Origin of the sequence: uncultured Roseovarius sp. (genome assembly GCF_947259555.1) — a bacterium.
Classification (GTDB): domain Bacteria; phylum Pseudomonadota; class Alphaproteobacteria; order Rhodobacterales; family Rhodobacteraceae; genus Roseovarius.
Map to the genome: position 1 here is coordinate 54,286 of NZ_CAMYMD010000105.1, position 18,606 is coordinate 72,891.

General features: G+C 61.5%; 18 protein-coding genes. 5 read left to right on the top strand and 13 right to left on the bottom strand.

Annotation, left to right across the window (positions count from 1 at the left end):
- The 6 genes from Q0X85_RS18325 to Q0X85_RS18350 all read right to left on the bottom strand — a co-directional run bounded on the left by Q0X85_RS18325 (window position 1) and on the right by Q0X85_RS18350 (window position 5,969).
- Window positions 1-876, bottom strand: a complete 876-nt coding sequence (locus Q0X85_RS18325; protein ID WP_297774439.1) for a F0F1 ATP synthase subunit gamma — start codon at window positions 874-876, stop codon at window positions 1-3.
- 15 nt (window positions 877-891) lie between these two features.
- Window positions 892-2,430, bottom strand: coding sequence for a F0F1 ATP synthase subunit alpha (atpA, locus tag Q0X85_RS18330; RefSeq protein ID WP_297774441.1), 1,539 nt, complete (start codon window positions 2,428-2,430; stop codon window positions 892-894).
- The gene (locus Q0X85_RS18335) at window positions 2,431-2,997 is read right to left on the bottom strand and encodes a F0F1 ATP synthase subunit delta (protein WP_297774443.1); all 567 of its coding nucleotides are present in this window, start codon (window positions 2,995-2,997) and stop codon (window positions 2,431-2,433) included.
- A gap of 308 nt (window positions 2,998-3,305) precedes the next feature.
- Window positions 3,306-3,968: an NnrU family protein gene (locus Q0X85_RS18340; RefSeq protein ID WP_297774445.1), complete on the bottom strand. Its 663-nt coding sequence runs from the start codon at window positions 3,966-3,968 to the stop codon at window positions 3,306-3,308.
- Window positions 3,969-4,065: 97 nt separating this feature from the next.
- Window positions 4,066-5,277, bottom strand: coding sequence for an NnrS family protein (locus tag Q0X85_RS18345; protein WP_297774446.1), 1,212 nt, complete (start codon window positions 5,275-5,277; stop codon window positions 4,066-4,068).
- The gene (locus Q0X85_RS18350) at window positions 5,274-5,969 is read right to left on the bottom strand and encodes a 5-formyltetrahydrofolate cyclo-ligase (protein ID WP_297774447.1); all 696 of its coding nucleotides are present in this window, start codon (window positions 5,967-5,969) and stop codon (window positions 5,274-5,276) included. Before Q0X85_RS18350 ends, Q0X85_RS18345 begins: the two co-directional genes overlap by 4 nt.
- A gap of 114 nt (window positions 5,970-6,083) precedes the next feature.
- Between Q0X85_RS18350 and Q0X85_RS18355 the strand changes: the two genes are divergently transcribed.
- On the top strand, window positions 6,084-6,494 hold the full coding sequence (locus Q0X85_RS18355) for an Rrf2 family transcriptional regulator (protein ID WP_297774448.1): 411 nt from the start codon (window positions 6,084-6,086) through the stop codon (window positions 6,492-6,494).
- A gap of 18 nt (window positions 6,495-6,512) precedes the next feature.
- On the opposite strand, the gene Q0X85_RS18360 is transcribed toward Q0X85_RS18355, so the two are convergent.
- Window positions 6,513-7,253 (bottom strand): hypothetical protein, encoded by a 741-nt coding sequence (locus Q0X85_RS18360; RefSeq protein ID WP_297774516.1) that lies wholly within the window; start codon window positions 7,251-7,253, stop codon window positions 6,513-6,515.
- A 63-nt stretch (window positions 7,254-7,316) separates the two neighbouring features.
- On the opposite strand from Q0X85_RS18360, the gene gloB reads away from it, so the two are divergent.
- The 3 genes from gloB (at window position 7,317) to Q0X85_RS18375 (ending at window position 11,552) form a co-directional block, all read left to right on the top strand.
- Window positions 7,317-8,084: a hydroxyacylglutathione hydrolase gene (gene gloB, locus Q0X85_RS18365; RefSeq protein WP_297774450.1), complete on the top strand. Its 768-nt coding sequence runs from the start codon at window positions 7,317-7,319 to the stop codon at window positions 8,082-8,084.
- Between the two features lie 154 nt (window positions 8,085-8,238).
- Window positions 8,239-10,575, top strand: coding sequence for an ATP-dependent Clp protease ATP-binding subunit ClpA (gene clpA, locus Q0X85_RS18370; RefSeq protein ID WP_297774451.1), 2,337 nt, complete (start codon window positions 8,239-8,241; stop codon window positions 10,573-10,575).
- A 50-nt stretch (window positions 10,576-10,625) separates the two neighbouring features.
- Window positions 10,626-11,552 carry a M23 family metallopeptidase gene (locus Q0X85_RS18375; RefSeq protein WP_297774453.1) on the top strand — a complete coding sequence of 309 codons (927 nt, stop codon included), beginning with the start codon at window positions 10,626-10,628 and terminating at the stop codon, window positions 11,550-11,552.
- A gap of 10 nt (window positions 11,553-11,562) precedes the next feature.
- Here Q0X85_RS18375 and Q0X85_RS18380 read toward each other — a convergent pair whose 3' ends face one another.
- From Q0X85_RS18380 to Q0X85_RS18390, 3 genes are all read right to left on the bottom strand, one after another.
- A complete protein-coding gene (locus Q0X85_RS18380) occupies window positions 11,563-13,584 on the bottom strand; it encodes a peptidoglycan -binding protein (protein ID WP_297774455.1) in 2,022 nt (673 codons plus the stop codon).
- A gap of 2 nt (window positions 13,585-13,586) precedes the next feature.
- Complete coding sequence (locus tag Q0X85_RS18385) at window positions 13,587-14,816, bottom strand: biopolymer transporter ExbB (protein ID WP_297774457.1); 1,230 nt, start codon at window positions 14,814-14,816, stop codon at window positions 13,587-13,589.
- Window positions 14,817-14,883: 67 nt separating this feature from the next.
- Window positions 14,884-15,408 (bottom strand): gamma-glutamylcyclotransferase, encoded by a 525-nt coding sequence (locus tag Q0X85_RS18390; RefSeq protein WP_297774459.1) that lies wholly within the window; start codon window positions 15,406-15,408, stop codon window positions 14,884-14,886.
- 72 nt (window positions 15,409-15,480) lie between these two features.
- Here Q0X85_RS18390 and Q0X85_RS18395 point away from each other — a divergent pair, with 72 nt between their 5' ends.
- Window positions 15,481-16,482: a DUF2125 domain-containing protein gene (locus Q0X85_RS18395; RefSeq protein ID WP_297774461.1), complete on the top strand. Its 1,002-nt coding sequence runs from the start codon at window positions 15,481-15,483 to the stop codon at window positions 16,480-16,482.
- A gap of 1 nt (window position 16,483) precedes the next feature.
- Here the strand turns inward: Q0X85_RS18395 and Q0X85_RS18400 are convergent, their stop codons facing one another.
- Genes Q0X85_RS18400 through cobU form a run of 3 tightly spaced genes read right to left on the bottom strand, consistent with a single transcriptional unit; the run spans window position 16,484 to window position 18,517 of the window.
- Window positions 16,484-17,368 (bottom strand): glutathione S-transferase, encoded by an 885-nt coding sequence (locus Q0X85_RS18400; RefSeq protein WP_297774462.1) that lies wholly within the window; start codon window positions 17,366-17,368, stop codon window positions 16,484-16,486.
- 58 nt (window positions 17,369-17,426) lie between these two features.
- Complete coding sequence (locus tag Q0X85_RS18405) at window positions 17,427-17,999, bottom strand: histidine phosphatase family protein (protein WP_297774463.1); 573 nt, start codon at window positions 17,997-17,999, stop codon at window positions 17,427-17,429.
- Window positions 17,996-18,517, bottom strand: a complete 522-nt coding sequence (gene cobU, locus Q0X85_RS18410) for a bifunctional adenosylcobinamide kinase/adenosylcobinamide-phosphate guanylyltransferase (protein WP_297774464.1) — start codon at window positions 18,515-18,517, stop codon at window positions 17,996-17,998. The genes Q0X85_RS18405 and cobU overlap by 4 nt, the downstream gene beginning before the upstream one ends.
- Window positions 18,518-18,606 lie beyond the last annotated feature (89 nt).

The following is an 18,606-nucleotide window of genomic DNA, read 5'->3' on the forward strand; positions in this document are numbered from 1 at the left end:
TTACAGCGCTTCCGCGCCGGAAATGATTTCAATCAGCTCGTTGGTGATCACGGCCTGACGCGAGCGGTTGTATTCGATGGTCAGCTTGTCGATCATATCGCCCGCGTTGCGGGTGGCGTTGTCCATCGCGGACATCCGCGCGCCCTGTTCCGAGGCTCCGTTCTCCAGCAAGGCGCTGAAGATCTGCGTCGCCACACCGCGTGGCAGAAGATCGGCGAGGATCGCCTCTTCATCGGGCTCATACTCGTAAAAGGTCTCTGTATCGACCTCTTCGGTGTCACCGACATCGGCCGGGATGATCTGTTGCTTGGTCGGGATCTGGCTAACCACGTTCTCGAACTTCGAGTAAAAGATCTTGGCAACGTCGAACTCACCAGCATCGAAGCGCTTGAGCACGCCTTCGGCGACTGCCTGTGCGTCGGCGTAGCCCACGCGTTTGACATCGCTCAGATCCACGTGGTCGATGAAATACGAGCCGTAGTCGCGGCGCATTGCGTCGCGGCCCTTCTTGCCCACAGTGATGATCTTGACCGTCTTGCCCTGAGCCAACAGATCGGCCGCCTCGGCCTTGGCCAGCTTGGCGATATTGGCGTTGAATCCGCCGCACAATCCGCGCTCGGCGGTCATCACCACCAGAAGATGCACCTTGTCGTCGCCGGTCCCGGCCAGAAGCCGCGGCGCGTTCTCGGCGTCACCCACCGAGGCCGCAAGCTTTTTCATCACCGCGTTGAAGCGTTCGGTGTAAGGCCGCGACATTTCCGCAGCCTCCTGCGCGCGGCGAAGTTTCGCCGCGGCAACCATCTGCATGGCCTTCGTGATCTTGCGGGTCGATTTGACCGACGAGATCCGGTTTTTCAGGTCCTTGAGATTCGGCATTGCCTTATCTCCCCCTTACGCGAAATCAGCGGCGAATTCGTCCAGCGCGGCCTTGATCTTGTCCTCGGCCTCACCCTTGATCTTGGGATCTTCCGTCGTGATGTGATCCAGCAGATCCTGATGCTTGCCACGCAGGTGCTTGAGCAGACCCTGCTCGTAGCGGCCCACATCGCCAACCTTGATCTTGTCCAGATAGCCCTTGGTGCCGGCATAGATGACGCAGACGATCTCGGCATTGGTGAGCGGCGAATACTGCGGCTGCTTCATCAACTCGGTCAGACGCGCACCCCGGTTCAGCAACTGCTGCGTCGCCGCGTCGAGGTCAGAGCCAAACTGCGCAAAGGCCGCCATCTCGCGGTACTGCGCAAGCTCCAGCTTCACCGGACCGGCAACCGACTTCATCGCGTTGGTCTGGGCCGAAGAGCCCACACGCGACACCGACAGACCGGTATTCACGGCGGGGCGGATACCCTGATAGAACAGTTCCGTCTCAAGGAAGATCTGACCGTCGGTGATCGAGATCACGTTGGTCGGAATAAAGGCCGACACGTCGCCACCCTGGGTTTCAATGATCGGCAGAGCCGTCAGCGAGCCTGCACCATTGTCCTCGTTGAGCTTCGCGGAGCGCTCCAACAGGCGGGAGTGGAGGTAGAACACGTCACCCGGATAGGCTTCACGGCCGGGCGGGCGACGCAGCAGAAGCGACATCTGGCGATAGGCCACGGCCTGTTTCGACAGGTCATCATAGACGATCAGCGCGTGACGGCCATTGTCGCGGAAATGCTCTGCCATCGCGGTCGCCGAATAGGGCGCGAGGAACTGCATCGGCGCCGGGTCGGATGCGGTGGCGGCCACGACGATGGAATATTCGATGGCGCCGCTCTCTTCGAGCTTCTTCACCAGCTGTGCCACGGTCGAACGCTTTTGACCCACGGCCACGTAGACGCAATAGAGTTTCTTGCTCTCGTCGTCGCCTGCGGCCTCGTTGTAGATCTTCTGGTTGAGGATCGCGTCGAGCGCCACGGCGGTCTTGCCGGTCTGACGGTCGCCAATAATCAGCTCGCGCTGGCCACGGCCGATCGGGATCATCGCGTCCACCGACTTGAGGCCGGTCGCCATCGGCTCGTGCACCGATTTACGCGGGATGATGCCGGGGGCTTTCACATCGGCCAGACCACGGGTTTTCGTCTTGATCGGGCCCTTGCCGTCGAGCGGGTTGCCGAGGCCGTCCACGACGCGGCCCAACAGTTCGTCGCCGATTGGCACGTCGACGATGGACTTGGTGCGCTTGACGGTGTCGCCTTCCTTGATGTCACGGTCGGAACCGAAAATCACGACGCCGACATTGTCCGCCTCGAGGTTCAGCGCCATGCCCATGATCGAGCCCGGAAACTCGACAAGCTCACCGGCCTGAACATTGTCCAGCCCGTGAACCCGTGCGATCCCGTCACCCACTGAGAGAACCCGGCCAATCTCAGCGACTTCGGCGTCTTGGCCGAAATTCTTGATCTGGTCCTTCAGGATCGCAGAAATCTCTGCTGCTTGGATACCCATTTATCCGACCTCTTTCATTGCATTCTGGAGGGAATCGAGCTTGGAGCGGATCGACGTGTCGATCATCTTCGAGCCCATCTTGACGACAAGACCGCCGATGAGACTTTCATCAACGGTCGCATTTATTTTCACATCCTTGCCGACGCGCGCCTTGAGCGTCTTGGCCAATTTGTCGGCCTGTGCCTTGGTCAAGGCCTTGGCAGTGGTCACATTCGCGCTGACCTCGCCCTTATCTTCGGCGATCATCGCGTCGAGCTGCGCAATCATCTGCGGCAACACGAAAAGCCGCCGCTTTTGAGCCATGAGCGCCAGACCGTTCTGCAGTTCGGTGCAGAGTTGCATCTTTGTTGCCACGGCATTGATCGCAGCGCCCTGCTCGTTGCGGCTAAGCACCGGAGAGGCGATCACCGCCGCGAGATCGTCGCTCTCGTGCAGTGCTTGCGACAAGTCAGTGAGATTGGATTCGAGCTTGGCCAAACCCTTGGCCTCTTTCGAAAGCTCAAAAATCGCAGTGGCATAGCGCGCGGCAATGCCAGAAGAGATCGAAGCTGGTTCGGACACGTCCACCCTTCCGATAATCTGGCCCCGGTTCGTTCGAGGTGACGCAGGGTCACATCCGGGGGCGTTGATACACGATGAAACTCTCGAAACACCGAAATTCGGCTGGGGTGTAGCAGAGCCTTCCCGAGCGGGCAAGCCGCTTGAGAACTATTGTATACTATTGAATACCATACCTTTTCAACAGCTTACCCAAAGTGCGACGGAATGCGCGCCTTTTACAGCGCAAAAAACATCACGTTTTCTTACGAAATTGCGATTCCCCGCACGCACCCCACGCATATCGAGGCGGCAAAGACCATGACCGCGCCGCCTCATCAACCAAGCGGTGCGACACCAAAAACATAGGGATGCGCACCCAGCAAAAGCATGAAGAGCGCAACTCCAAGCGTCAACCGCAGGACAGCCACAAGAGGCCGGGCGGGCGATGGTCCCTGCGCGCGGACGGCCTTGTCGAGCCGCAGCCATTCGGCCCCCATTTCTCGCCGCTTGCGGCGATCAATGAGCACCCTGCCCAGCACCGCAAATCCTGCAAAACTGCCGAACAGGATAACATGCGCCAGGTCGCCATTCGGGATCATGTGGCCAAAGGCCCAAAGCGCCAGCGCAAGCAACATGGGATGCCGCGTGATGCGCACCAGTCCGGGACGTTCCGGGTCAAACAGGTGGTTGCGCGCCCCGCCAAATGAAAATGGATTGGGCCTGCCAATCGCCAGACCCAGGATCAGGCAGACCGCCAGCATCAGCGTCAGTGTCACGTGCGGCTGCCACGTTGCCCACCCCCAAACCGGCACAAAGGGCGCACGACCCGCCGCTGCGATCACCCAGCCCAGCACCGCCAGCGACAGCACTGAATAGGCCAGCGTAAACCCCCGTTGCCCCAGCCGGTCCACGAGGTGCGCCCTGACCGATGGCCGGACCGGCACCGAGTGGCTCAGGAAAAACACGCCAAACGCGACAATGAATTCGCCCCACCCCATACTCTCAGGCCACCGCTCGGCGCGCATTATGGCACGGCAGGGGCGGCCGGCGGCGGGGAGGAAGAAGGGGTGCGGTTTCAGACATGTCTTCCTCCGCTCACCCGGGTATTGTCTTGGCAGGACGCTGCCGCACCAAAAGCGGGCCGTAGAGTACAGCAAAGCCGCCAAAGCCCCCGATCCAGGCCGCACCAGAGGCCGCATGCAGCAAGTCTGCGTGCGCCGGCCAGATACCGGCCGCAAGACGCGCGATCACCGCCGCGAGAACCAGCAGGTAGAGTAGGGTCGTTCCCACCCCGGCCGTGAGAGTGCGGCCCGAATGTCCAAGGCTCGCCCGCGTCATCACCGCCAGCGTCATAAGCCCGGTGGCCCCCGCCATCCAGAGATGCTGTGCCGCAGCGGCCCCCATCAGACCGGGGCGCAACACCTCCAACCCCATACAGATCGCGCCGATGGGGACAAACGCATAGGCCACGTGCAGCACCACGACCAACGGCTCTGCAAAGGTGCGCTCACCGGCCCACCGCGCAAGCCGCACGACATGAAGGGCACCTGCCCCGATCAACGCTGCGCCCGTGACCTGTGCCATCGGGGCGGAAACCCATAGCAGACAGGTTGCCAGAAGCGCCAGAAGCGCCGCCTTGTCGAAGCGTTGCATAGGCGGCACCGGCAGCCGTCCGGCGCCACGCCGCGCCAGCCAGTTGCGGGTAAACGAGGGCACGATGCGCCCTCCTACGAGCGCGATCATCATGATCACTGCCCCCAGACCCAACCGAAGGCCATAGCCTTGCGCGGCATACTCCCCTTGCGCCGCCTCCCAATGAAACACGGCATTGCCGAGCGTGAACACAGCCAGCATCGCAAGCACCATGAGGTTGCGCCAATTCTTGCCCGCGACGATTTCGCGTAGCATCACAACGGCCAGAACCACAGGCATCGCCAGATCCAGAAAAGCCACCGCCACCGGCGGCACCCCAAAAGAGACCATGACCGCCACGCGCCCGATCAGCCAGAGCGCGGCCAACCCGCCCAATGGCCAGCCCAGAATCGGCAGGCGTCCCGTCCAGTTGGGCACGGCTGTCAGCAAGAAGCCCGCGATCACGGCCGAGAGGTAGCCAAACAGAAACTCATGCGCGTGCCAACTGATCGGATCGAACGCTGTGGGTAGCGTCACCATTCCTGACAACATCGGAATCCAGAGCGCCATGATCGCTGCGGCCCATACCCCCGCACCAAGGAAAAACGGCCGAAAGCCAAAACTCAGGAGCGCGGGCCCCCTCCATGCGCGCATCTGGGCTGCCGTGCTGCTCATGATTTGTTCCTTTCCGCACAAAGCCCTGTCTCGGTCAAAATGAAATCAAGCGGAATGTCGTGCGGCTGCGGATAGATCGTCTTGAGGCGGGCCGTGCTGAGCCCGATGCCGATCGTGGGCGGCTGCGGGGACAGCACGGCCAGCGTCCGGTCAAAATATCCCCCGCCATAGCCCAACCGAAAACAATCATCAGTCCAGCCGATGACAGGCGCGAGCGCGATGTCGGGGGACAGGCGGTCGGCCTCTTGTGGGGGGACAGGAATGTTCCAGTCGCCCCGCACCATCTGCGTTTCGGGCGTCCAGCGGCGAAAGACCAGAGGCGCGGCGCGGGTCTCAACCACCGGTAAGGCAATGATGACTCCATCTGCGTGCAGGTCCGCCAACAGCGGGCGCAGGTCCGGTTCGCCTTTGATTGGCCAGTAAGCGGACAGCACGCGTCCCGTTGCGCCGCCAAACCTACCCTGCAGAAAACTGCCAAGGCGATCAGACAGCGCGCGGCTGATCTCTTGCCGATCCGACACACTCAGCATGTCCCGCTCTGTCCTGAGAAATTCGCGCGTCGCCTTGCGCCATCTTGCAACGTCGCGCGCCTGTTCTTGATCGGTTGACAGCGGATCGAAATAGGCCGGGTTCACCTCCTGCGCCATGCAGGGCGGAGAGGCGTACCCACCGGGCTTGCGAGCTTCAGACATCATGCGTCCTTTCTGCCGCGCGAGGTGGATAAGATGGCCAGCCCCGCTTTGCATCTCGGTCTAGCCCTGCTAATAGGTATTGTAAATACCTATTAAAAAGGATCACCAGCGACCATGCGCCTCACCGCTTTCACCGATTTCGGCCTGCGTATGCTGATGCGCATGGCGAGCGCCCCCGAGCGGGCCTATTCCACCGCCGAGCTGGCCGAGGAATTCAACCTGTCGCGCAACCATCTCGCCAAGATCATGCAGAGCCTTTCAAAGGCAGGTTTGATCGAGACGCGGCGCGGCGGCGGCGGGGGTGCGGTGCTGGCCCACCCGCCAGAGGCCATCCGTCTCGGCGACATCGTCCGACATCTTGAGTCCGGGCAACCATTGGTCGCCTGTTTCTCGGCGGAGAGAAATGATTGCTCGCTCGATGGGCGCTGTCGGCTTAAGGCGCGTTTGCGGTCCGCCGAGAGGAGCTTTCTCGAAGACTTGAATCACAGCACGCTGGCCGATATCGCCCTTGCACCGACGCTTTGACGCGCGGCGCACGCACAATCAGACCGGCTTGGCCTCGGGCTGCGGACGCAAGACTCCCAACGGCTTGCGCACGGTGTCGCGCAACCCCGGCCCGCTCGGGGCCTGCACCCGCTTGGTCGCCTCGACCATCAGCACACCACCCGCAGCCACAAATGACAGCTTCGTGCCCATGCGCTCCCACATACCTGCGGTCTTACGCCAGAACGGGCGCTCTGACGGGGGCTGATATAGAGCGGTGGCGTGCCGCTCAGGCAGAAAGTTGTGTGTTTTCAACTGATTTTCGAGTTGTGTCTGACTGTATGGTCGTCCGTAGCCAAATGGCGTCCGATCGGATCGGGACCAGAGGCCAGCACGATTCGGCACGATGAAAAGCGCCGACCCGCCCGGTCCCAGAACCCTCAGGCACTCATCGAGCACCGCGCCAGGCAATTCCGATGTCTCCAACCCGTGCACCACGAGCAACTTGTCGACATGCCCGGTTTCCAGCGGCCACAGCGTCTCTTCGCACAGAACAGAGATATTCGGCATGCCCTGCGGCCAACCCACTACGCCTTGCGGTGCGGGCATCAACCCGATCACCCGGCGCGCATCGGCGAGATAAGGGCGCAGGAACGGGACGGCAAACCCATAGCCGACCACGGTCTGCCCCTGCGCCTCGGGCCAGAACGCCGCAACCTGAGCGCGCACAGTCTTTTGAACCGCGCGCCCCAAAGGGCTGCGGTAGTAGAAATTTCGCAGGTCCTGTACATCCAGATGCATTGCAGCCCGGTCCAAGATCGGTCACTCTCAACGTTAACATTAACCGACATTCGGGAGAATACCATGGTTTTGCAAATCGTTACCGTTCCCTGCCTGTCTGACAATTATGCATACCTCGCCCATGACCCCGGCACCGACGAAACCGCGGTGATCGACGTGCCTGAGGCCGGGCCAATCCTGCAAGCACTTGAAAAACAAGGCTGGACAGCATCCAAAGTCTTGCTCACTCACCACCATGCGGACCATGTGCAGGGCTTGGGGGATGTCTTGGCGCGCCATAGCGCACTCGTTGTCGGGGCGGCCGCCGACGCCCACCGTTTGCCCCCGCTCGATCAAGCAGTTGGCGAGGGTGATCAGGTGATGATCGGCACCGAAGCCGGACGGGTCATGGATGTGTCGGGGCATACCGTTGGCCATGTGGCGTTTTATTTTCCGCAAAGCGAGGTTATATTCACGGCAGACAGTCTAATGGCGCTTGGGTGTGGCCGGGTTTTCGAGGGCACCATGCCGCAAATGTTTGATAGCCTGAGCAAGATCGCCGCGCTGCCGCCGGAAACAACGATCTGTTCGGGTCACGAATATACCCGGAACAACGGTAAATTCGCCCTGACCGTTGACCCCGGCAACCCGGCTCTTATATCAAGGATGAAAGAGATCGATGCAGCCAGATCCGCCGGTGAGCCAACGGTGCCATCGACCCTGAAAGACGAACTGGCGACCAACCCGTTCCTGCGTGCGGCAGATGGGGCAATTCAGGCGCAGCTAGGAATGTCAGGGGCGTCTCCGGTTGAGGTCTTTGCAGAAATTCGCGCTCGGAAGGACGCCTTTTGAGAGTTGCGTGATCAAAAACGACGCCGGCATAACGAAAAGTGAGCCAGTTTGACGAAAAAATCCTTGAAGCGTGGCCGCGATCGACCAAACTTTAAGACTATGAGGCTAAGGTTCGTGGGCAGCCCGCCCCGGCCAAGATCAGAAGGAGCACAACGTGCCTTCATTCTCGAACACGCTTGAACAGGCAATTCACGCGGCTTTGGCGCTTGCCAACGCCCGCCAACATGAGTTCGCCACCCTTGAACATCTCTTACTCGCGCTCGTAGACGAGCCTGACGCCTCGCGCGTGATGAAAGCGTGCAGCGTGAATACCGAGGATCTGCGAACGACACTGGTAGAATTCATCGACGATGACCTGTCCAATCTCGTGACCGATATCGATGGATCCGAGGCCGTCCCGACAGCGGCATTTCAGCGGGTGATCCAGCGCGCGGCGATTCATGTTCAATCCTCCGGACGCACCGAGGTAACCGGCGCCAATGTGCTGGTCGCTATTTTTGCAGAGCGCGAGTCGAACGCGGCTTATTTTCTGCAAGAACAGGATATGACCCGCTATGATGCGGTGAATTTCATCGCGCATGGCGTCGCCAAGGACCCCGCCTATGGAGAATCAAGGCCGGTGTCGGGGGCGACGAACCTCGATGAAGAGGGAACCACCCATCACGCGGAGTCAGACGCCGTCGAAGCGGGCGACTCGGCCCTCGCGAAATATTGCGTGGATCTCAATGAAAAGGCACGCTCGGGTGACATCGACCCGCTGATCGGGCGCGACTCCGAGGTGGAGCGTTGCATTCAGGTTTTGTGTCGGCGCCGTAAAAACAACCCGCTTCTGGTAGGCGATCCCGGCGTTGGCAAGACTGCGATTGCAGAAGGTCTGGCGCATAAGATCGTGACCGGGGGGACACCGCGTGTGCTGTCGCGTACGACAATCTACTCGCTGGACATGGGCGCGCTGCTGGCCGGCACCCGGTATCGCGGTGACTTCGAGGAACGGCTAAAGGCGGTTGTGACCGAGTTGGAAAAACACCCCGACGCGGTGCTCTTCATCGACGAGATTCACACAGTGATCGGTGCCGGTGCAACATCGGGCGGAGCGATGGACGCGTCGAACCTGCTCAAGCCCGCACTTCAGGGTGGCAAGCTTCGGTGCATGGGATCGACCACGTACAAAGAATTCCGCCAGCACTTTGAAAAGGATCGCGCCTTGTCGCGCCGGTTCCAGAAGATCGACGTGGCGGAACCCACCGTTGAGGACGCGGTCAAGATCCTGAAGGGGCTGAAGCCGTATTTCGAGGATCATCACAGCGTCAAGTATACCAATGACGCCATTCGGACGGCCGTGGATCTTTCTGCGCGGTACATCAACGACCGCAAGTTGCCCGACAAGGCGATCGATGTGATCGACGAGGCAGGCGCGGCACAGCATCTCGTGGCCGCCTCCAAACGACGCAAGAGCATTGGCGTGAAGGAGATCGAAGCGGTGGTCGCGAAAATTGCGCGGATCCCGCCCAAGAACGTCTCCAAAAACGACGCCGAGGTGCTCAAGGATCTCGAAGGCGCGCTCAAGCGCGTTGTGTTTGGCCAGGACGATGCGATCGTGGCGCTCAGCTCGGCGATCAAGCTGGCACGCGCCGGCCTGCGCGAGCCGGAAAAGCCGATCGGCAACTATCTCTTTGCCGGACCCACGGGCGTCGGCAAAACCGAAGTGGCCAAACAGCTGGCAGATACGCTCGGGGTCGAGCTCATGCGCTTCGACATGTCGGAATACATGGAAAAACACGCCGTTTCACGCCTGATCGGGGCGCCTCCGGGCTATGTTGGTTTTGATCAGGGTGGCCTGCTGACCGATGGCATCGACCAGCACCCGCATTGCGTGCTGCTGCTTGACGAGATTGAGAAAGCGCATCCTGACGTCTTCAACATCCTGCTTCAGGTCATGGATCACGGCACCCTGACCGACCACAACGGTCGCAAGGTCGATTTCCGCAATGTCGTATTGATCATGACCTCCAACGCGGGCGCGACAGAGCAGGCGAAGTCGGCCATCGGCTTTGGCCGGGACCGCCGCGAAGGTGAGGACACCGCTGCGATCGAACGGACGTTCACGCCCGAGTTCCGCAATCGTCTGGATGCAGTCATTTCCTTTGGTCCGCTGCCGAAGTCGGTGATCCTCAAGGTCGTTGAAAAATTCGTGCTCCAGCTTGAGGCACAGTTGATGGATCGGGATGTCACGATTGAGTTGACCGAACCCGCCGCTGAATGGCTGGCTGAAAAAGGGTATGATGACAAGATGGGCGCGCGTCCGTTGGCGCGGGTCATTCAGGAGCACATCAAGAAGCCATTGGCCGAGGACCTGCTGTTCGGCAAGCTCGCGAAAGGTGGGTTGGTCCGTGTCGGCGTCAAGGATGGCAAGATCGACCTGAGTGTAGAGGGACCAGTCGCCCGTCGACTGACCGGCAAGAAGAAACCGCCCTTACTCACTGCCGAATGATACGGCACGGCGCTGCGTCGTTTGGGACTTGTCTGGTTGCGGTGGCCACAATGGCCACCGCAGAGGCGCCCAAGCTGGCTTTGCCGGTCGAGTGTACTATCGGACAGACCTGTTTTGTCGAAGACTACGTGGACGCGGATCCCGGCCCCGGACAACGTGACTATACATGCGGCCTCAAGAGCCGAAACGACCACCGGGGAACCGATTTCATGTTGCTCGGGTTCGAGGATATGGCACGCGGCGTGAATGTGATTGCGTCGGCGCCGGGCCGTGTATCGGCCACGCGGGACGGCATGGATGATGTTCCAGTGACCGAAAAAACCCGCGAGGCGATACGTGGCCGGGAATGCGGCAATGCGGTGCGGATTGATCACGGTGACGGTTGGCAAACCCTTTATTGCCATATGAAGAAGAACTCGCTGACAGTCGCCCAAGGCGATACCGTGGTATCGGGTGATATTTTGGGACAGATCGGCCTGAGCGGACTGACCAACGCACCTCACGTGCATCTTGGAGTTCTGCATGAAGGGCTGGTCGTTGATCCTTTCAACCCGACCGACCGTGATACATGTGGCCTGCCCAGCGGAGACAGCCTGTGGGAGAGCACATTTCCCTATGATCGCGCCGGTCTGTTCACAGCCGGGTTTTCCACTGCGGTCCCTACGTTTGACGCAGTCAAATCCGGCGCAGCCCGCGTGTCCAGCGCGCGGTCGGATCAACCGCTTGTGCTCTACGGTCATGTTTTCCACGCCGAGCCCGAGGATCACCTGATCCTCTCTGCCATCGGGCCGGACGGTGAGATATTCCGCAAGGAAGTCACGCTAGAAGACCCAAGCGCGCAACTCTATCGCGCTTATGGACGCAAGGCCCCCTCTGCCGGCTGGCCGGACGGGGCTTATCGCGGATATGTCAGGCTCATGCGCGACAACAAGGTGCTTGCCGTGCGCCACGCCGATATTACGGTCGGCGCACGCTGAACACCACAGGTTACCGCGTCGTCAGTTTCAACTCGATGCGCCGGTTTTGCGCCCGCGCCTCGGGCGTGTCAGCCGGGTTGACCGGCTGGTATTCACCATACCCGTTCGCCGAGAGCCGGTCTGGCGGAAACCCGAGAAAGCCAGTGAGATACCGCACCACCGACAAGGCCCGCGCCTGGCTGAGCGCCCAGTTATCGGCAAACCGTGCGCCTCCGATCAGTGGAACATTATCGGTATGGCCATCAACCTGGAGAATCCAGTCTATTCCCTCGGGGATCTCGTCAATGACATTGCGGAGGATATCGGCCACCTTGGCAATCTCCAATTTCCCCGCTCGTGACAATTGCGCCTCGCCGGGATCAAACAGCACTTCGGAGGAAAAGACAAAGCGATCACCGACGATCTGCACGCCCTCCTGCTGCCCCAGCACCTCGCGCAACCGACCAAAGAACTCCGAGCGGTATTTCTCCAGGTCTTCCTTTTCTTCCTCCAAGAGCCTTGCGCGCTCTTCTTCGGCGATCCGGCGCCGCCGCTCCTCTGCCGCGACACGGGCAAGGGCCGTATTGAGCTGGTTGCCCAATGATTGCAACTGCACTTCGGCCTCGGCTTCACGGGCCTCGGCCTCGTCGAGCAGTGCTTGCAGGCCGGAGAGTTGCTGGCGCAGGGCCGTCACCTGCTGATTAAGCAAGACCCGCTGCTTTTGCGCCTCGCTGACCGCCTCTTGTTCTTCGGCGAGTTCTTCGCGTGCCTTGGCCAAAAGTGTCGCACGCTCCTGCGCCTCGCTCAAGCGCGCCTCGGCCTTCGCCTCAGCAGCGCGACGGGCCGCCAGTGCCGCCATAAGGCGTTCGCGGACCTCTTCAGCATCGAGCGCGGCCCCCTCAAGCGCCCGGTTCTCGGCCATAGCCTGAGCCAGCCGATCCTCGCTCCTGCGCAATTGCACACGAGTGTCGGCAAGTTCCGCACGGGCTTCTTCCAAGGAACCAGAGGTCTGCGCAAGCTCTGCCCGCGTCTCTTCCAAAGAGCCCGAGGTTTCAGCAAGATCCGCACGTGTCCGTTGCAGCGTTCCCGAGGTTTCGGCCGCATCGGTGCGTGCATCGGCAAGCGCTGCCTCGAGACGTGCAATTTCCTCATCGCGTGCATCGGCCCCCTGCTCGGCGTCAAGCAGCGCCTGCGCCAATTGGCTATTGAGGTCCTCGCGCGCCGTTTCGGCAGCCGCGAGCATCGTCAGCGTTTCCTCCGCGCGTTTGCGCTGCTCCTCCAACGCCAGCGTCATGGACGAGAGTTCCGCATCGGCATCTTTCAACCGGTCTCGCAGCGCCTCTGCCGCCGCCGCTTCTGCCAGCCGCGCCTGTTCTTCCTCGCTCAATTGCGCTTCCAGGTTCGCAACCTCCTGAGACAAGGCGGCCTGCGCCTCGCCCGCTTCGGCATTGCGCTGCCGCAGATCTTCGGTCAATGCCTCCAGCGCGGCACTGCGCGCCGCCGCCAGACGGGCCGCTTCGGCCTGTGCGTCGACCTCATCTCGCAGGTCGGCAAGCGCCAGTTGCAATGCCTCCTGTTCGCCGATCAATTCGGCGCGCTCGCCTTCGAGGTCTTCGATCCGGCCCCGCGCCGTCTCGCGGTCTGACAAGAGCCCGGCAACCTGCTCCTCAAAGCTGGCGATCCGACCTTGCGCCGTCTCAAGATCCTCGGCCTGCGCAGCATTCTGCGCGCGAAGGCTGTCTATCAGGGCAGACTGTTCGGCCTGCCGCTCTCGCGCATCGCCCAAAGTCGCGGTCAGGGCACCGACACGATCCTGAAGACTGGCACTGCGATCCTGCTCCAACCCAAGGGCCCGCGACAAGGCTGCGACTTCGGAGGAGAGCGCATCAAGTTGCGTCGCCTGCCCGCTGATTTCTTCACGCAGCACGAATTGAACCATCATGAAAATCGTCAGAACGAACATCAGCACCAGCAAAAGACCGGTCATCGCGTCGACGAAGCCCGGCCAGATCGAGGCCTGAAGCCGTGCGCCCGTGCGCCGCGACAGCGACATGCTCAGCCCTCCCCGCCGCGATCCGGATCACGGCGCGGCACGACCTGACGTACCGTGCGCGGCGACGCATGGGGCCGCTCTTGCCCCAGCACCCGGGTCAATGCGGCCAAATCGGTGCGCAATTCGGTCATCGTCTCCTGCCGGCCGGCGCTGATCTCTTCGAGAATACGCAGCATTTGCACGTCGATAGAGCGCAGGCGCATGCGGCTTTCGGCATCAAGCCCTTCATTCGAGCTGACTTCACGGTTTTCCAATGTCGTGATCAGCCGTTCCTGCCCTTCGGCAAGCCGCATCAGCGCCACCTGTACCGGGTTTTGATCGCTCATCCGGTGGGTCAACCGTTCGATAGAGTCGGCCAGAACGCCCAGCTTCTGATCCACCATAGCGCGGCTCATGTCGGATTCACCGATCATGGTTTGAAGGCTTTCCATCTGCTCTGCCATGTGATCAAGCACATGGGCAACAGCCCCCTGCTCACTCTCGCCATCGCCGTCACCGCTGGCAAAGCCGACCCGCGTGATGGTGGACATCCACTCTTCCAGTTCACGGTAGAACCGGTTCTGCCCATGACCGGCAAACAGCTCCAGCAGACCGACGACAAGCGATCCGGCAAGACCGAGCAGTGACGAGGCGAAGGCAACACCCATGCCACCCAGTTGCGCCTCGAGCCCCGTCATCAGGCGGTTGAACACGGCAAGCCCCTCCTCGCCCTGCTGCGGGGCGAGGCTGCGGATTGTGTCAACTACGGCCGGAACGGTGGTGGCAAGCCCGTAGAACGTGCCGAGCAGCCCGAGAAAAATCAGCAGGCTGACAATGTAGCGCGTGATTTCGCGGGCCTCGTCGATGCGCTGCGCAACAGAATCGAGGATCGAGCGTGCCGAAGTCGATGCAATCTGCATCCGCTTGCCGCGCGAGCGCAGCATCGTTGCAAGGGGGGCCAGCATCGACGGCGGCGATGTGTGTTCGTGCCCCGGTGTCCCGCTCGCAAATCCCTCGATCCAGCGGGCCGAGCCGATGAGCTGAAGCACCTGCCAGAAGGTGGCGATCACACCGATGACGAACACGAAGAAGATGAAGCCGTTGAGCCATGGGTTTGCCTCGAACACCGGCAGCACGCGCGGAAGCGCCAGAAACGCCCCCAGACCGGTGAGCACAAGCACCACCAGCATCAGGACGATCTGGCGATAAGGATATGAAAACTGCGGCTCGACCTCACGGTCCGGCTGGTCCATCTGGACGCTCCCGACACTTGCATTTCTTGCGCCAACCCTACGCGGCTTGGACAGCCAAGCCAAGGTTTTATCCACAGATATGGCGCACCCTGCGCACCAGCCAATCCAGTTCCTTGTCCTGAAGGCCAAGTTGTTTGAGATGGTCCGCGGTATTGTAGAGATATTCGGTGTTCGGGCCACGACCGCCCACAGCGCGAGCAATGATCATGGCCTGCTCTTCAAGGTCCAGCCCGCCGCAATACTGCACATGGTCGGGATCAATGATGTAGGTCACGGCCTCGACGCGGCGACCATCGCTCAACTCGATCTCGAGCATGCGCTCGAGATAGGCCGAGGAAATCAACTCGCGGTCGCGCAGGTAGGTGAGCACGGTCTCGGCGTCTTTTGGATCAGCACGCAGCGCAACCCCGTGGCACTGCGCGTCAGATGATGCGTCCAGCGCCAGAACCAGACCGGGGGTTTCATCGGTACCCCTGTGATGGATGCTGCGCATGCAAAAGCTGCGATGATAGCCCGGCAGCCGCGCGATCACACGCTCCACGGCGTCAAAGCCGGGATTCCAGACCAATGACCCATAGCCGAACACCCACATCTTGATTGCCCCTGTTCCTTGCGCAATGCCCCCTATAAACACCTCTTGAGAGGCATGAAAGGGGCGCGCGCCATGAGATTTTTGCTAGCCGTCATCGTCATTGCGGTCCTTGGCTGGTCCGGCTACTGGTTTGTCGGGCAACGCGGATTGGAGCAGGGTTTTTCAACATGGTTCGAGGCGCGCCGCGCCGAAGGCTGGGTTGCAGAGACATCCAGGCTGAATGTGCAGGGTTTTCCCAACCGATTTGACACCGGGTTTACAGATCTGACGCTCGCCGACCCCGCCACCGGCCTCGCGTGGGAGGCTCCGTTTTTTCAGATCCTCGCGCTGAGCTATCAACCCAATCACGTCATCGCCGTCTGGCCGGACAGCCAGCTTATTGCAACACCACAGGATAAATTTCGCGTCGAAAGCCGCGACATGCGCGCCAGCCTTCGCATTGCGCCGAACACCAGCCTCGCCCCCGAACGCGCCACTCTGACGAGCGAGTCTTTGAAAATTACCCCTTTGGCGCGTCCAGATGAGCAAACCGCACTCACCACCTTGACCCTTGCCGCCGAACGGCAGCAAGGCACAGAGTACCGGCTTGGCCTCACCGCCGAGGGCCTGAGCCTGTCGCCGCCATGGCGCGCGTTGCTCGATCCAAAGGACACTCTGCCAACTCATATCTCCGGGCTGCATGCCGATCTGACAGTGTCCTTCGACAAGGTCTGGGACCGGAGCGCCATCGAGGTCGCCCGCCCGCAACCCACGGCAATCACGATCAAGCTGGCCGATGCCAGATGGGGCCAGTTGCACCTGCAGGGCGCAGGTGCGCTGACGGTCACACCAGAGGGCATTCCAGAGGGTGAAATCACGCTCAAAGCGCGCAACTGGCGTGAAATGCTGGACATCGCCGTGCAAACAGGCGCGGTACCCGATGGGATGCGCAAAACGCTTGAAAGCGGCCTCTCGCTTATGGCGCAAATGTCAGGCAATCCGAACACGCTGGATGTGCCTTTGACCTTTCGGCGCGGGCGCATCCTGCTTGGCCCCATCCCGGTTGGCCCGGCCCCTGTGCTGCGACTAAGGTAACTCAGGCCGCAACACCGTCCCGCATCGCCGTAAAGGCGGGCCATGCGTCGGGATCAGCGACGGTCTTGTCCCGGCAGAACGGGTTGCAAAATCCGAAAATGCGGCCCTCGCCTTCCATCAGGTCGGTGACCGGATCTCCGGAATAGGGACAGGCCTGATTCTCGGGCGTGCCGCTCTCGACCGCACGCGCCGGACGGGGCGCGGGACCAGGCCACGCCGTCACGTCAAACGGCTTGGCGTAGCGCGCAAGGCTGGCGCCGCGCACCAGCCCCATCGCCCGCCAACGCCTGAAGGCCGGATCACCAAGATGCGCGGCGACATAGGCGCGGGCCGCCTCGGAAACCGGCAGACCATAGCCCGCGATCCGCGCCGCCACCGGAGCAAAAAAGGCATCCACCGCGCCATAGTCCCCGCAGAGCCACGGACCGGGCGGCGCGCAGGTGGCGCGGGCATGATCCCAGAGCACCTCAAGCCGCGCGAGGTCGGCGTGGACCGCGTCGGAGGGCGCAAACCCCGAATAGGCGCGGCGCAGGTTCATCGGACACTCACCACGCAATGCCGCGAAACCCGAATGCATCTCGGCGGCCAGCGTGCGCGCAGTCGCACGGGCCCGCGGATCGGTGGGCCAAATGCCCGCCTCCGGGTGACGTGACGCCAATTCCTCGGCGATGGCCAGGCTCTCGGAAACAACGGCACCTTCGGGCGTGATCAGCGTGGGAACGGTTCTGGCCGGGGCCAGATCGGCCATCTGCTCGGCGACACTGGCCTCGGCTTTGAAATCGAGAATGCGTACCCTGTAGGGCAAGCCAAACCGATTGAACAGCAGCCAGGCGCGGAGCGACCAGGAGGAATAGGCGTAATCGCCAAGGATGAGATCATATGTCATGGCCAAAGGTTAGCGCCAGCGACACCGCGCACCTAGACAGATATTGTTGGACATCGCATCACGGAAGGTGATTGATCGTCTTGGCCTGCCAAGTCTCGTCAGCCCAATGCAATTCCGTGACAGACAGGTTGTCGATGCGCTGCGCGAACGCGTCGTAGGCCGCAACGCCAAGCGCAGCCTGAACTTGCGTCAGGATCGCACCCATGTGTGCAACCGCCACAATGTCCCGTCCCGGATGAGCCGCACGCAGGCGTGTCACCACACCCGAAACGCGGGTTGAGACCTCGTGCCAGCTTTCACCGCCGGGGGGGCGGATGTCGCCAGGCTGTTCCCAGAAGGCGCGTAGATGGGTCTGGTCAGGGATCGTGTCAAACCCCTGCAATTCCCAGTCACCGAAATGGATTTCGCGCAGGTCGCGCTCGTCACCGAGGCGAACGCGCGGCCCGGCAATGGCATCGGCAGTGGCGCGCGCGCGAATGAGATCGGAAGAGACCACCAAGGCCCCCTCGGGCAGATGCGCCGAGAGCCGCGCAAGCCGCGCGGTATCGCTCAGATCGGCGGGAATATCAGACCAGCCGACCATGGATTTGGCATGCGTGGGCCCGTGCCGTACCCAGAAAACGCGGCTCATGGCAGCGTGCCCCTGAGCACCATAGGCAACCCCGCGATGACATTCACAACCAGATCCGCCCGCGCCGCAAGCCTTTGGTTGAGGCGCCCCTGCGCGGTCTGGAACCGGCGCGCGAGCGCATTGTCAGGCACTACAGACAGCCCCACTTCGTTGGACACGACAACGACCGGTGCAGCGCAGGCGTCTAGTGCCGCCAAAAGCGCGACCTCGGCGCGTTCGAGATCGTTGTTGGACATTAGATGATTACTGAGCCACATTGTCGCACAATCGAGCAGCACAACCTCTGAGGCCGAAGCCGATGTTAGCGTCGGCGCAAGATCGCGCGGCGCCTCGACCGTACGCCACTCTGGGCCGCGCCGCGCCTTGTGCAGTTCAAGTTTCTCGCGCATTTCGGTGTCAAATGCCTCAGCAGTCGCGAGGTAGACCCTTGGACGTCCAGTTCTGGCCACAAGATCCTCGGCAAAAACCGATTTTCCCGAGGCCGCCCCTCCAAGCACGACTGTCAGCGGGGGCAACATGACTCCAAAACTCCCTTTATTGTGATCCGGATCGCGTCGCACTGCGTAGCACCCTTCGAAACGTTGAGAAAGACCACAACGGCACCAGA